15 protein-coding genes are annotated in these 13,734 nt (G+C 70.7%); 4 read left to right on the forward strand and 11 right to left on the reverse strand.

Features of this window, described 5'->3' with window-relative positions; genetic code table 11:
• Positions 1-129: 129 nt before the first annotated feature.
• On the forward strand, positions 130-810 hold the full coding sequence (locus tag ACFYVR_RS02880; protein ID WP_387469393.1) for an amino acid ABC transporter permease: 681 nt from the start codon (positions 130-132) through the stop codon (positions 808-810).
• Positions 807-1,715: an amino acid ABC transporter permease gene (locus tag ACFYVR_RS02885; protein WP_387469395.1), complete on the forward strand. Its 909-nt coding sequence runs from the start codon at positions 807-809 to the stop codon at positions 1,713-1,715. Before ACFYVR_RS02880 ends, ACFYVR_RS02885 begins: the two co-directional genes overlap by 4 nt.
• 5 nt (positions 1,716-1,720) lie before the next feature.
• On the opposite strand, the gene recX is transcribed toward ACFYVR_RS02885, so the two are convergent.
• From recX to ACFYVR_RS02925, 8 genes are all read right to left on the reverse strand, one after another.
• Positions 1,721-2,323, reverse strand: coding sequence for a recombination regulator RecX (gene recX / locus ACFYVR_RS02890; protein ID WP_387469397.1), 603 nt, complete (start codon positions 2,321-2,323; stop codon positions 1,721-1,723).
• A gap of 10 nt (positions 2,324-2,333) precedes the next feature.
• Complete coding sequence (gene recA / locus ACFYVR_RS02895; RefSeq protein WP_387469399.1) at positions 2,334-3,377, reverse strand: recombinase RecA; 1,044 nt, start codon at positions 3,375-3,377, stop codon at positions 2,334-2,336.
• Between the two features lie 196 nt (positions 3,378-3,573).
• The gene (locus ACFYVR_RS02900; protein WP_387469401.1) at positions 3,574-3,768 is read right to left on the reverse strand and encodes a DUF3046 domain-containing protein; all 195 of its coding nucleotides are present in this window, start codon (positions 3,766-3,768) and stop codon (positions 3,574-3,576) included.
• Positions 3,769-3,801: 33 nt separating this feature from the next.
• The gene (locus tag ACFYVR_RS02905; protein WP_387469403.1) at positions 3,802-4,968 is read right to left on the reverse strand and encodes a glycosyltransferase; all 1,167 of its coding nucleotides are present in this window, start codon (positions 4,966-4,968) and stop codon (positions 3,802-3,804) included.
• Positions 4,969-4,993: 25 nt separating this feature from the next.
• Positions 4,994-5,977, reverse strand: coding sequence for an LLM class F420-dependent oxidoreductase (locus ACFYVR_RS02910; RefSeq protein ID WP_387469405.1), 984 nt, complete (start codon positions 5,975-5,977; stop codon positions 4,994-4,996).
• 67 nt (positions 5,978-6,044) lie between these two features.
• Positions 6,045-6,599 carry a DUF664 domain-containing protein gene (locus ACFYVR_RS02915; RefSeq protein WP_387469407.1) on the reverse strand — a complete coding sequence of 185 codons (555 nt, stop codon included), beginning with the start codon at positions 6,597-6,599 and terminating at the stop codon, positions 6,045-6,047.
• An 81-nt stretch (positions 6,600-6,680) separates the two neighbouring features.
• Positions 6,681-8,183, reverse strand: a complete 1,503-nt coding sequence (locus ACFYVR_RS02920; protein ID WP_387469409.1) for a glycerol-3-phosphate dehydrogenase/oxidase — start codon at positions 8,181-8,183, stop codon at positions 6,681-6,683.
• 9 nt (positions 8,184-8,192) lie between these two features.
• Positions 8,193-8,798, reverse strand: a complete 606-nt coding sequence (locus ACFYVR_RS02925) for a TetR/AcrR family transcriptional regulator (protein WP_387469411.1) — start codon at positions 8,796-8,798, stop codon at positions 8,193-8,195.
• Between the two features lie 77 nt (positions 8,799-8,875).
• Here ACFYVR_RS02925 and ACFYVR_RS02930 point away from each other — a divergent pair, with 77 nt between their 5' ends.
• The gene (locus ACFYVR_RS02930; protein ID WP_387470312.1) at positions 8,876-10,456 is read left to right on the forward strand and encodes an FAD-binding oxidoreductase; all 1,581 of its coding nucleotides are present in this window, start codon (positions 8,876-8,878) and stop codon (positions 10,454-10,456) included.
• 5 nt (positions 10,457-10,461) lie between these two features.
• Positions 10,462-11,352 carry a diacylglycerol kinase gene (locus tag ACFYVR_RS02935; RefSeq protein WP_387470314.1) on the forward strand — a complete coding sequence of 297 codons (891 nt, stop codon included), beginning with the start codon at positions 10,462-10,464 and terminating at the stop codon, positions 11,350-11,352.
• Here ACFYVR_RS02935 and ACFYVR_RS02940 read toward each other — a convergent pair.
• The 3 genes from ACFYVR_RS02940 to ACFYVR_RS02950 form a co-directional block, all read right to left on the reverse strand.
• Positions 11,345-12,055, reverse strand: a complete 711-nt coding sequence (locus tag ACFYVR_RS02940) for a PIG-L deacetylase family protein (protein ID WP_387470316.1) — start codon at positions 12,053-12,055, stop codon at positions 11,345-11,347. The genes ACFYVR_RS02935 and ACFYVR_RS02940 overlap by 8 nt on opposite strands.
• An 11-nt stretch (positions 12,056-12,066) precedes the next feature.
• Positions 12,067-13,224 (reverse strand): MFS transporter, encoded by a 1,158-nt coding sequence (locus tag ACFYVR_RS02945; protein ID WP_387470318.1) that lies wholly within the window; start codon positions 13,222-13,224, stop codon positions 12,067-12,069.
• A gap of 131 nt (positions 13,225-13,355) precedes the next feature.
• A complete protein-coding gene (locus ACFYVR_RS02950; RefSeq protein ID WP_387469413.1) occupies positions 13,356-13,529 on the reverse strand; it encodes a hypothetical protein in 174 nt (57 codons plus the stop codon).
• Positions 13,530-13,734: the final 205 nt, after the last annotated feature.

The following is a 13,734-nucleotide window of genomic DNA, read 5'->3' on the forward strand; positions in this document are numbered from 1 at the left end:
CGCCTGGATTACTTTGGGGGGCACCCATCACAACCGGGCGGCGCCCCCCCCCCCCCCCCGGGGGGCGCCCCCGCCCCCCCCCCCCCCCCCCCCCCCCCACCACTGCGGCGACGCCGCAGGAGGGAACTCGTGGACCTGCTCAGCGAGTACGGGGATCAGCTGATCTCCGCGTTCTGGACGACGATCCAGCTGACCGTGCTGTCGGCGATCGGTGCCCTGGTGATCGGTACCGTCCTCGCCGCGATGCGGGTCTCCCCCGTCCCGGTGGCGCGCTGGCTGGGCACGGCCTACGTGACGATCTTCCGCAACACCCCACTGACGCTGATCATCATCTTCTGCTCGTTCGGCATCTACCAGACGATGGGGATCCGGCTCGCCCCGGAGAATTCCCCGACGTCGTTGGTGGACAACAACTTCCGACTCGCCGTCCTGGGCCTGAGCATCTACACGGCCGCGTTCGTGTGTGAATCGCTGCGGTCGGGCATCAACACCGTGCACGTCGGACAGGCCGAGGCGGGCCGCTCGCTCGGCCTGACGTTCGGGCAGAATCTGCGGCTGATCGTGTTGCCGCAGGCGTTCCGGGCGGTGATCGCCCCGCTCGGCAGTGTCCTGATCGCGTTGACGAAGAACACCACGATTGCCTCGGTGATCGGCGTCGCGGAGGCATCGCTCCTGATGAAGACGATGATCGAGAACGAGGCGGCGATCTTCGTCGTCGGTGGGATCTTCGCGCTCGGCTTCGTGATCCTGACCCTGCCGATGGGGCTGCTGTTCGGGTATCTCGGCAAGCGACTGGAGGTGGCCCGATGAGCGCCCAGGCGACCGTCCTCTACGACGCTCCCGGTCCCCGGGCCCGCGTGAACTACCGCATCGCGTCGGCGGTGGTCGCGGCCGCGCTGCTCGCCGTCGCGTACGCCGTGTACCGGGCCCTCGACGCGAAGGGCCAGCTCACCTCCGAGAAGTGGAGTCCCTTCCTCGAGGCCACGTCGTGGACCACCTACCTGATCCCCGGCATCCGCGGCACCCTGGTCGCGGCGGCCATCTCGATCGTGCTCGCCCTGATCCTCGGCGCGGTGCTCGGCATCGGGCGGCTGTCGGATCACCGCACGGTACGGGCGGTGTCCGGTGTCGTCGTGGAACTGTTCCGGGCGATCCCGGTGCTGATCCTGATGATCTTCGCCTATCAGGTGTTCGCCGAGTACGAGGTGTTCAAGTCGCGGTACCTGGCGCTGGCGGCGGTGGTGACGGGCCTGACGCTCTACAACGGGTCGGTGATCGCCGAGATCGTCCGGGCGGGCATCCTCTCGCTCCCGAAGGGACAGACCGAGGCCGCTCAGGCTCTCGGGATGCGCAAGAGCCTGATCATGCGGACCATCCTGCTGCCGCAGGCGGTCACGGCGATGCTGCCCGCGATCATCTCGCAGATGGTGGTGGCGTTGAAGGACTCCGCACTGGGCTACCTGATCGGCTATGTCGAGGTGGTGCGGTCCGGCCAGCAGCTCGGCGCCTTCTACGGCAACTACCTGCCGGCACTGCTGGTGGTCGCGGCGATCATGATCGTGCTGAACTCCGCACTGTCTGCGCTCGCGACCTATGTCGAGAAGCGGCTGCGGCGGGGACGCCGCGGTCGCGCCGTGTCGGCACCGACCGCGGTCCCCGTCACCGCCGTTCCGGGCATGGACCTGACCGGAAACGAACCGGAAGTACGCGGTTAGCCGAGTCAGCGGTCGAGGTCGCCGGCGTCCGTGCCCGCTTCGGCGAGTGCGGTTTTCACGACGTCGAAGGCCATGCCCTGCGGGTAGCCGCGGCGGGCGAGCATCGAGACCAGCCGACGCACCAGGCGATCGCGTTCACTGCTGCGCCCGCCCGGACCGTCGACCTCGAAGTCGAGTGAGGCCGATCTGAGCTTGCGGCGCACCAGTTCCGCGGCGCGCTCACGTTCGTCCTCGGCGTCGATCTGGTCGAGCGCGACGGCCGCGACATCCGGTGCCACGCCCTTGGTCCGCAGTTCCATCGCCAGGGCACGCTTGCCCTTGCCGGACCAGACGTGCCGGGAGTTGACCCACTGGGACGCGAAGGCGGCGTCGTCGACCAGCCCGACCTCGGCGAGCCGGTCGAGGACGGCGACGACGACATCCGCGTCGAAACCCTTGTCCGTCAGCTTCTTCGACAGCTCGGCGCGACTGCGGGCGCGGTCCGTCAGGAGGCGCAGGCACAGGTCCTTGGCCTGCGCCTCCTGCTCGGCGGGTGTCCGCGACGCGACATCGGCGCCGCGCCGCGGATCGGGCCGGCGGCGTTCCCGAGGGCGGTCCTCCGGGTCCACGGCGCGCGTCCTAGAAGTCGACCGGCGCGTCGTCGGTGTCCTCCGCCGTCACGTCGGCACCGATGCCCAGCTTCTCCTTGATCTTCTTCTCGATCTCGTCGCGGATGTCGGTGTTCTCGAGCAGGAACTTGCGGGCGTTCTCCTTGCCCTGGCCCAGCTGGTCGCCCTCGTAGGTGAACCAGGACCCCGACTTGCGGATGAAGCCGTGCTCGACACCCATGTCGATCAGCGAGCCCTCCTTCGAGATGCCCTGGCCGTAGAGGATGTCGAACTCGGCCTGCTTGAACGGCGGCGACACCTTGTTCTTGACGACCTTGACGCGGGTCCGGTTGCCGACCGCGTCGCCGCCGTCCTTGAGGGTCTCGATGCGGCGCACGTCGAGCCGCACCGAGGAGTAGAACTTGAGCGCCTTACCACCGGTGGTGGTCTCCGGCGAACCGAACATGACGCCGATCTTCTCGCGCAGCTGGTTGATGAAGATGGCGGTGGTGCCCGAGTTGTTCAGGGCACCGGTCATCTTCCGCAGCGCCTGGCTCATCAGGCGGGCCTGCAGACCGACGTGGCTGTCGCCCATCTCGCCCTCGATCTCGGCGCGCGGCACCAGCGCGGCCACCGAGTCGACGACGATGATGTCGAGCGCGCCGGAACGGATCAGCATGTCGGCGATCTCGAGCGCCTGCTCGCCGGTGTCCGGCTGGGAGACCAGCAGCGCGTCGGTGTCGACACCGAGCTTGCGGGCGTACTCCGGGTCGAGGGCGTGCTCGGCGTCGATGAACGCGGCGATACCGCCCGCGACCTGCGCATTGGCGACCGCGTGCAGGGCGACGGTCGTCTTACCGGAGGACTCCGGACCGTAGATCTCGACCACCCGGCCGCGGGGCAGACCACCGATACCGAGCGCGACGTCCAGCGCGATGGAGCCGGTGGGGATCACCGAGATCGGCTGGCGGGCCTCCTCCCCGAGGCGCATCACCGAGCCCTTGCCGAAGTTCTTGTCGATCTGCGCCAGCGCGAGCTCGAGAGCCTTGTCGCGATCGTGTGCCTGCGGTGCCATCGGTTGTCTCCTTGGTCAGCGACTGGTGTTCGGTCAGCAACTCGTGTCCGAGCGGGTCTTTCCTTCTGATGCCGTCACCGTAGAGGGGGGCACCGACAAACTCCGTCGGCGCGGACTGACGTGCACACTTCCAGCATAGGGGAACAGGTGTTCGAGTCAATGAGGCGGGACCGCGTGTCGACCCCGGCACGGGCAGCTACCAGCGGTTACGCGGCACCTCGAACTCGGCGCACAGCGCACGCCACACCTCGCGCGGTTCCCGGCCCTCCTCGATGGCCTGGGCCGCGGTCTTGCCGCCCAGGCTGAGCAGCACGTGGTCCACCAACAGCGATTCGCCGTACAGGCGGCCGAACTCGCCGTGCACCAGCTCGTTGAACTCGGTCAGTCGCACACCCGCCACGGTAGCCGGACGGGAAGCAGGCCGTCACCCCGGCGTCGACCCCGCGACAGCAGCGGCCCGACACACCGTCACCGGATCCGCGACGTCGGCGGCCGTGTCCGCCGCACGGCGCGCCGACTCCGCGAAGGACGGTTCGTCCAGCACCCGCAGCACCGCCTCCCGCAGCGTGTCGGCGCCCAGGGGACGTACCAGCAGCGCACCGCCCTGCCGGGCCGCCCGGTTCGCCAACTCCCACTGGTCACCGCCGCCGGGCACCGTGACGGCCGGCACGCCGGCCAGCAGCGTCTTCGCCAGCATGCCGTGCCCGCCACCGCACACCACCACGGAGGCGTCGGCGAGCAGTGCGTCCTGTCGACCCAGGCCGGCATGCGCCCACGGCGGCAGGTCCGCGGGTGGAGCGTCGAGCATCGACGCCACCACCCGAACGCCGGTGCCGTCGAGCGCCGCCAGCGCCGTCTCGAGCATCCCCTCGGCGCCGGTGTGCGCGGTGGACGGCGCGATCATGACCAGCGGACCGTCGCCGGCCGGCGGATCGAGCAGGTCGGCCGTCGGTTCCCACAGCAGCGGGCCGACGACGTGCGCGTGCTCGGGCCAGTCCGGGCGCGGCATCTCGAGCGCGGGCAGCGTCGCGATCAGCCTGGCTGCGGGACCGGGATCGTCCGCGGACAGCCCGACCCCGATCCGGGCCTCGGACCGTTGCCGCAGGCCCTGTTTGATCGACCGAGCGGTCGCGGCCCGCATCACACTGTCCCGCAGACGTCCCCGCATTCCCTCCCCCGGCGCGAGTCCGCTCCCGATCGGCGGCAATCCCCTGGACGGCGCGTACAGCGGGTGCGGGGACAGCTCCACCCACGGCACGTCGAGACGTTCGGCGGCCATCCCCCCGCCCGCAGTGAGGATGTCGGAGACGACGAGGTCGGGCAGCATCGCGCTCAGGTCGGGCAGGATCTCCGTGGAGATGTACGCCGCCCGCGAGTGGATCCGGGCACCCGCGTCCAGGTCGTCGTCCTGAGGCCGCGGCGCCAACCCTTTGAGCCTGCGCACCGAGATACCCGCCGCCCTCGCGTGCCCGAGCCACCGATCACCGGTGAACAGCACCGGATCATCGCCCGCCGCAAGGAATTTCAGACACAGGGCGATTGCGGGGATGGCATGACCGGGATCCGGTCCGGCGACGACGGCGACACGCATCCGACCAGGGTGCCACAGTCGCCGTTCAGCCGGACACGAGCGGCCCGAGAGCACGGCCGGTGAGCTCGACGATCCCCGGCTCGTGACCGTTGGCGACCAGGTTCACCACGATCCCGTCGATGCCGTGGTCGAGGACGCGAGTCTGGATCTGCTCGGCGACCTCGTCCGGGTCGCCGACGAACTGGCGGTCGGTCGCGGCGGCGCGGGCCTCGTCGGGCAGGGCGTCCAGATCCACCCCACGGGAGAGGAGGAACTCGCGCTGCAGCTGCCGGGCCCGGTCGCCGTCCTCGTCGATCATCACGAAGGCCAGGAAGCTGGTTTCGAGCGTGGTGCGGTCCCGACCCTCCTCCTCGCAACGCCGGGCGAGTGCGTCGAGTTTGCGTGGGAGCTCCGAGGCGTTGCAGATGATGTTGAGGTGGTCGGCGTATCGAGCCGCGTATCCGAACGTCTTGCGTTCACCACCACCACCGAGCAGGACGGGCAGGTCGTCGCGGATCCGTGGTTCGTTGATCGCGCTCTCGGTGCGATACCACTTGCCCTCGACCGTCGGGCGCTGCCCCCGCAGCATCGGCACGATGATCTCGAGGGCCTCGCCGAGGCGCTCGAATCGGTCGCCGAACGTACCGAACTCGTAACCGAACTGTCGGTGTTCGAGTTCGAACCAGCCGGCACCGATCCCGAGAACCGCGCGTCCACCGCTGACCACGTCGAGGGTGGTGACCGTCTTCGCCAGCATCGGCGGATTGCGGTACGTGTTGCCGGTGACCAGCGCGGAGAGCTTGATCTCGGTGGTCGCCATCGCCAGCCCGGCGAGCGCGGTGTACGCCTCGAGCATCGGCTCGTCCGGCTCGCCGATACCGGGCAGTTGGTAGAAGTGGTCCATCACGAACGCGGTGTCGAAGCCGGCGGCCTCGGCCTCGCGGGCCTGGGCCACGACGGTCGGGAAGAGTTCCCGCACGGGGGTCCCGTAGCTGAAGTTGGGCATCTGGTATCCGAGCCGAATACTCATGACGCCCAACGCTACTCCCCGGCCCCGGATCCCGCGCCGGGCCGCGAGGTATGCGCGGTATGCCCGATCAGAACTCCATGCCGGCGTCGGCGCCCATCTGCATCGTGGTGTTCGCACCGTCGAGGCTCTCGCGGATGATGTCGGCGTGTCCCGCGTGCTGGGCCGTCTCCCGCAGGATGTGCATCAGGATCTTGATGCCGCTCCACCACTGCCGCTCAGGCGACCAGGGCGCGGTCGGCAGCGGCACCAGCACATCGAGGTCGAGGTCGCGTACCGCGGCCTCGGTCTCCTCGGCCGCGGCGGCGTGGTCGGCCAGCAACGCGGCGAGGGTGTCGTCGGCACCGACCGTCCAGGATTCCGTACCCGCGGCCATGTCGAACTCGGCGTTCTCGTCCCGCTCGACCAGCGTGCGGATCCAGCCCCGCTCGGTACCCGTGACGTGCTTGAGGAGGGCGATCAGCGTCAGCTCGCTCGTAGTCGACCGGGTCCGGGCACCCTCCTCGTCCAGGCCCCGGTAGGCGATCAGGAACGTGCGGCGCTGCTCGGCGAGCAGGTCGAGAATGTCGGACTTGGCGTTGCTCCGGGATCCAGAGGTCGCTGCGCTGCGGGATTCGGTGGTCATGGCGAGGCACTCCCGAGGGGTCGGTTTCAACCGTGTCGTACCGGACGGATCCAGCCTACGACCGGGGTCCGACACGAACCGTCAGCCGAGCGCGTCGAGCGCCGCCTCGAGCGCGCGGTCGCGATCCTCGGGGACGAGGCCGATGCGGGTGCGCCGGTCGAGGAGGTCGTCGACGTCCAGGGCGCCCTCATGCGTGACCGCGAACGCGAGTTCGGCTCGGGTGACGTCGATTCCGGTGGCCACCGGGGTCAGGTCACCGGCCGCGGCGACGGCCGCGGACTCGGCACCGTAGCGGGCGACCAGCGCTGCCGGGAGTCCGGTCGGGACCACTCCGGCACCGACCACGGGCAGGTTCCGCGTGACACAGGTGCCGGCCGCGAGCCCGCCGACGCGCACCGCCGCGTCCACGCCCTCCTGCGCCATTCGCCGGTACGTCGTGAGCTTCCCGCCGACGACGCTGACCACACCGCTGCCCGAGGTCAGGACGGCATGGTTGCGGGACAGGTCGGCGGTGGCACCGTCGCCGCTGTCGAGCAGCGGACGCAGTCCGGCGTAGCTCGCCAGCACGTCGGCGCGGGTCAGTGCGACGCCGAGCGCGGTGTTGACGGTCGTCAACAGGAAGTCGATCTCGGCGTCGGTGGCGACCGGGACGTCGGGGATCTCGCCGGGCGCGGCCTCGTCGGTCAGCCCGAGGTACACGCGGCCCAACTGGGCGGGCAACGCGAACACGAAGCGGTTGGTGGCGCCGGGAATCGGGACCGTCAGCGCCGCGGTCGGATTGCCGAGCCGCTCCGCGGCGAGCACCAGATGGCTGCCGCGGCTGGGTTTGAGCGTGATCGCGGGATCGACCTCGCCGGCCCACACCCCGGTCGCGTTCACCACGGCACGGGGACGGACGGTCAGTTCCTCGCCCGTCCTCTCGTCCCGCAGCCGCACCGAGTCGCCGGTGACGTCGTACGCACCGACGCGAGTGAGGATCCTCGCGCCGTACCCGGCTGCCGTCCGGGCCAGTGCGACGACGAGCCGGGCGTCGTCGACGAGCTGTCCGTCGAAGGCCAGCAGACCGCCGCGCAGATCCTCGCGGCGGACGGCCGGCGCCAACGCGATCGTCTCCGCACACCCGATCCGGCGTGAGCGCGGCAGCACCGCGGCCGGGGTGCGCGCGGTCGCGCGCAGCAGGTCGCCCGCGAGAAAGCCGGTCCGCACCAGCGTCTTCTCGAACCCGCCCACCGACGGCAGAAGCGGAACCAGTTGCGGCAGGGCCCGGATCAGGTGAGGCGCCGTGCGGGTCATCAGGATGCCCCGTTCGACGGCGCTCTCCCGCGCGATCCCGACATTGCCGGTCGCGAGGTAACGCAGGCCGCCGTGCGCGAGCTTCGAACTCCACCGGCTGGTGCCGAACGCGAGGTCGCGGCGTTCGACCAGGACGGTGCGCAGCCCGCGGGACGCGGCGTCGAGCGCGACCCCGGCGCCCGTGACGCCGCCGCCGATCACCAGTAGGTCGATCGGCGCACCGTCGCCGAGTTCGGCCAGTTCGCGGCCACGACGCCGCGCATCGAGTGCGGTGGGTGCATGCGCGTACACGAGGAACTCCTAGCTCCGGGCGGTCAGATAGGCGTCGACCGCGGTGGTCAGCTCGGCGAGCAGGTTCTCGGGCCGCACCAGTTCCGCGACCATCGCCGCGGACTGCACCGCGGACTGGGCCATCAGCAGCACCATCGTCGCGATCGCGACGGGGTCGCCGCCGCGGATCGAGCCGTCGGCCTGGCCCTGCTCGACCGCGTCGACGATGCGGTCGAGCAGGGCGCGCTGACTGGTGCCGAGCCGGTCGACGACGTAGGTGACGAGGACCTCGGGATCCGACCGCAGGATCTTCACGAACAGGGGATGCGTGCGCACCGTGCCCGCCACCTGCGTCACCACCTCCACCAGTTGGGCCCGCATGGTCCCGGATCCGGAGGGCGGCGGCACGGTGAGCGCGATCTCCCTGGTCAGCAGGTCGGCCACGATCGCCTGGGTGTCGGGCCAGCGCCGGTACACGGTCGGCCGGCTCACCCCGGCGCGACGGGCGATCTCGGCGAGGGTGGTGCGCCGCATCCCGAACTCGAGCATGCACGTGCGCGCGGCGTCGAGGATCTGGTCGTCGACACTGCGGGCGGTGGGCTCGAGGCCGGGCAATTCATCGTTACGGATAGACATCGTGTGTAACACTGTAATGCATGACCGACACCACAGCGACCGGGTTGCCCGCACGACCGGCGAGCGCCGCCCCGATCATGGAGTGGGACGCCTGGGGCCTCGGGGAGTTCCGGAAGCAGCTCTCGCCGCAGGTCCTGGGGTTGCTCAGGGCAGCGCTCGGCGTCGACGCCGCACAGACCGCACCCCCGGAGGAATCCACGGTCACGCTGCGTCCGAGCACCCTCACCGACGCGCAACGCGCGGACCTGCACACACGACTCGGCGCCGAGAACGTCCACACCGACGAGGGCACCCGACTCCGTCATGCCGGCGGCAAGTCCACCCCGGACCTGTTGCGCCGCAAGGACACCGGTGCGCAGGACGCGCCGGACGCGGTCGTGCTCCCCGGCTCGCACACCGAGATCCTCGGACTGCTGCGATGGTGCGCCGACCAGCGGATCGCGGTCGTCCCGTTCGGCGGCGGCACCAGCGTCGTCGGGGGCCTGGACCCGGTGCGCGGCGAGTTCGCCGCAGTCCTCGCCCTCGACCTGCGGCGCCTCGACTCCCTCCTCGACCTCGACCCGGTGTCCGGGATCGCGGTGCTGCAGGCCGGGCTGACCGGACCTCAGGCGGAGGAACTGCTCGGCGCCCGCGGCTTCTCGCTCGGGCACTTCCCCCAGAGTTTCCAGTTCGCCACCATCGGCGGCTTCGCCGCGACCCGCTCCTCCGGTCAGGCGTCGGCCGGGTACGGACGCTTCGACGACATGGTCGAGCGCGTCGTCGTGGCCACGCCCGCCGGAACGCTCGACCTCGGTCGCGGTCCGGCGTCCGCCGCCGGGCCCGACCTGCGTGAGCTGGTCGTCGGTTCGGAGGGCACCTTCGGTGTCATCACCGAGGTCGCGGTGCGGGTCCACCGCGTTCCCGAGACCACCGCCTATCGGGCGTGGTCGTTCCCCGACTTCGACACCGGCGCGACCGCATTGCGTTCCGTCGTGCAGGCCGGGGCGGCGCCGACGGTGCTGCGCCTGTCCGACGAGGCGGAGACGGGCGTCAACCTCGCACTCGCCGGAGACATCGGGGGCGAGAGTCCCACGTCGGGATGCCTGGCGATCACCACGTTCGAGGGCACGTCCGACCACGTGCGGGCCCGGTCCGCGGAAGCGGGTGCACTGCTGGCCGCAGCGGGCGGCACCGACCTCGGTGACGGGCCGGCCCGGTCGTGGGAGCACGGCCGGTTCGACGCACCGTACCAGCGCGACGCGCTGCTCGCGGCGGGCGCGACCGTCGAGACGCTCGAAACCGCGACGCACTGGTCGAACCTGACGACCCTGCGCAGCGCCGTCACCACGGCCCTCACCGAATCCCTTGCCGCGCAGGGCACCCCACCGCTGGTGATGTGCCACATCTCCCACACCTACCCGACCGGGGCGTCGCTCTACTTCACCGTGGTGTGCGGCCAGACCGCGGACCCGCTGGCCCAGTGGGCCGCCGCCAAACGCGCGGCCGGTGACGCGATCGTCGCCGCGGGCGGCACCATCACCCACCATCACGCCGTCGGCCGCGACCACCGCCCCTGGATGGCCGACGAGGTCGGGGACCTCGGTACGACCGTCCTGCGCGCCGTCAAGGAGGCACTCGACCCCGTCGGAATCCTCAACCCGGGCAAGCTGATCCCGTGAACACGGTGACGGTCCTGACCAATCCGCACGCCGGCGGCGGCCGTCCTCACGAGGTGGCCGCAGCGGCGACGGCGCGCCTGCGGGTCCGGGGCCTCGCCGTCACCGAGATCGTGGGCGGCACCGCGGAGGAGGCCCTCGCGCTCACCCGCGCCGCCGTCGGGTCGGGCACCGACGCCGTGGTCGCGGTCGGTGGGGACGGTCTGATCAACATCGCGTGGCAGGCGCTGGCCGGCACCGGGGTGCCGCTCGGGGTGATTCCCGCCGGAACCGGAAACGACCACGCGCGGTTGTTCCACATCCCCGTCGACGACCCCGTCGCCGCCGCGGACATCGTCGCGGACGGCGACGTCGCGGCGATCGATCTGGGCCGCGTCCACCTGGAAGGCGGTGGCTCGCACTGGTTCGGCACCGTGCTGGCCAGCGGATTCGACTCCCTCGTCACCGAACGGGCGAACCGGATGCGGTGGCCACGCGGGCCGATGCGCTACAACCTCGCGATGCTCGCGGAACTGGCGAGCCTGCGCGCCATCCCGTACCGCATCGTCCTCGACGACCGCACCCTCGAGGTGGAGGCGGCGATGGTGTCGTTGGGCAACGGCACGTCGTACGGCGGCGGCATGCGCATCGCGCCCGCCGCGAGTCTGACCGACGGACTGTTCGACGTGATCGTCGTCGCGCCGGGCAGCCGGACCAGATTGGTGCGCCTGTTCCCGACCGTCTACAAGGGCACCCATGTCGAACTCGACGAGGTGCGGGTGTTCCGATCCCGCCGAGTGCGTCTGGAGGCTCCGGGAATCGTCGCCTACGCCGACGGCGAACGCATCACCCCACTGCCCGTCGACATCGAGACGGTGCCCGGCGCCGGGCAGGTCCTCGTCGGCGCACCGGTCACGTGAACCGGTAGAGCTCGAACCCGACCGCGCGCTCGGCGGCGAAGCCGTCGCGGGGGCCGGTTGCCATGGCGATCTGCGCAGCCGCCTGCTCGGCAACCGGGACATCGCCGAGCGCGGCGAGGTAGCGCGCGTGCTCGGTCAGCGACGCCACGGCCCGGTCGACGGTCTCCGTGACGTCGACCGCGTGCGTCACGCCGACCATCACGTTCACCGCCACCCACCGCACGCCGGTCCAGCGGGGTTCGGTGAGGTCGGGGAAGATCCACTCGTTGGCGGCGTCGGACACCGCGTCGAGCGCGGCCTGCCCGACCGCACGGTGGTCGGCGCTGTTGCGCATCCCCGGCGCCCACGTCTCGTGGTGGTTCATGGTGACGACGAGTTCGGGGCGGTGTCGGCGGATCGCGGCGGCGAGCGATCGGCGCAGTCCGAGACCGTACTCGAGGCGTCCGTCGGGGTGGCCGAGGAACTCGACCTCGCTCACACCGACAACCGCGGCGGACCGACGTTCCTCCTCTTCCCGCGTCCGCCCGCACTCCGCCGGTGCGAGTCCCTCGATCCCCGCCTCCCCGCTGGTCGCGAGGACGTAGCGGACGTCCTTGCCCTGCCCGGTCCACCGGGCGACGGCGGCCGCGCAGCCGTACTCGATGTCGTCGGGGTGCGCGACGATCACGACGCCGCGCTGCCAGTCCTCGGGAACGCTCTCGATCTCCATGCGTGTCAGGATGCCTCCCGGCCGGCCGGCGTGCGGGACGCGACGCGCAGATCCGTCAACCACAGGACCGCTCCGCCGATCGCGAGAGCCAGTCCGAGCCAGCAGACACCCGCCCATCCGTGCGTCGACCATGCGACCGATCCCAGCGCGGATCCCGTTGCGCCGCCGATGAAGTACGCGGTCATGTAGACGGAGGTGACACGCGCGCGGGCGTGCGGCGCGAGGGTGTAGACGATGCTCTGGTTGCTCACGTGCACACTCTGCAACGCCATGTCGGCGACGATCATCGCGATCAGGAAGGCAACCAGGTGCTGTGCACCGAGCCCGAACAGCGCCCACGACGCGCACAGCAGCAGCACTCCCCCGCCGGAGGTGAACTGGACGAGGCCGCGGTCCGCGAGCCGCCCGGTCGCGTTGGCCATCAGCGCTCCGGCGACCCCGGCCAACCCGACCAGTCCGATCGCGACGTCGTCGAGCCCGAACGGGTCGCCCGACAGGAGGAACGCCATGGTTGCGAAGACGACGCCGACGGACGCGAAGCTCACCGCCCCGAGCGCGCCGCGGATCCGCAGGCGTGGCTCGTCACGCACCAGCCGCCCCATCGACGCGAGGATCCCTCCGTAGCCCAGACCGAGGTCCTCACGCGAGGACGGCAGCGCCCGCCACAGCGCGAGCGCGATCACCACCATCACCACCGCGGAGACCCGGTAGACGGTCTGCCAGCCGCCGAGTCCGGACAGGAGACCGGCGACGCTGCGGGCGAGGAGGATACCGACGAGCAGGCCACTCATGACGGTGCCGACCGCCGTCGCCCGGCGTCCCGGCTCGGCCAGGGTCGCCGCGAACGGCACGAGCACCTGCGCCGCCACCGAGAACAGTCCCGCGATCCCGGTTCCGAGCATCAACCAGCCGATGCCGGGGGCAATTCCGCTGATCGCCTGTCCGGCCGCGGCGAGCAGCATCAGTCCGACGCTCAGGACCCGGCGGTCGAGCAGGTCACCCAGCGGGACGAGGAACAGCAGCCCGATCCCGTAGGTCACCTGAGCCACGGTGACCGTCACCGCCGCGGTGGACTGGTCGACGCCGAGAGCGTCGGCGATCGAGTCGAGCAGTGGCTGGTTGAAGTAGTTGCCGCCGGCGCACAGGCCGGTCGCCGTCGCCATGAGCAGCAACAGCGGCCGTGAGAGTGCGACGTGGGTTCGGGAGCCGGCGGTGGTGGTCACCCGTCCGATCCTCCGCGCCACCACGTCGATCTGTCACCCCGACCCCGCCTGGCCCCACACGCGGCGCACCCTCACACGCGGCTGGTGTCGTTCGAGTCGCTGTCCGAGAAGGCCTTGACCAACAGGTACACGCCGAACACCACGGCACTGATCGCGAGGATCCAGAACAGACCCTTCACGAGCACCCCGACCAGGGCGAGCGCGATCCAGATCAGCGCCACGATTCCGAGAATCTTCCAGAACACGTCCGTCTCCTCAGCTGTCGTCGACAACCATCACAGTTGGCCGTCGGGTGCCTCCAGCCTGACACGTCACCAACGGCAAATCACCAGCTCAGCGGCAAGATCAGGGAAAGATCAGGGTGATCCCCCATGTCCGTTTCGCCGGCTCGGGCGGGTGGAGCCGACCACGCTGTGACGGCCCTGACATAAGCTCGACCGGTCCCCACCC

The sequence above is a fragment of the Rhodococcus sp. NPDC003318 genome, assembly GCF_042879035.1.
Lineage (GTDB): Bacteria > Actinomycetota > Actinomycetes > Mycobacteriales > Mycobacteriaceae > Rhodococcus_G.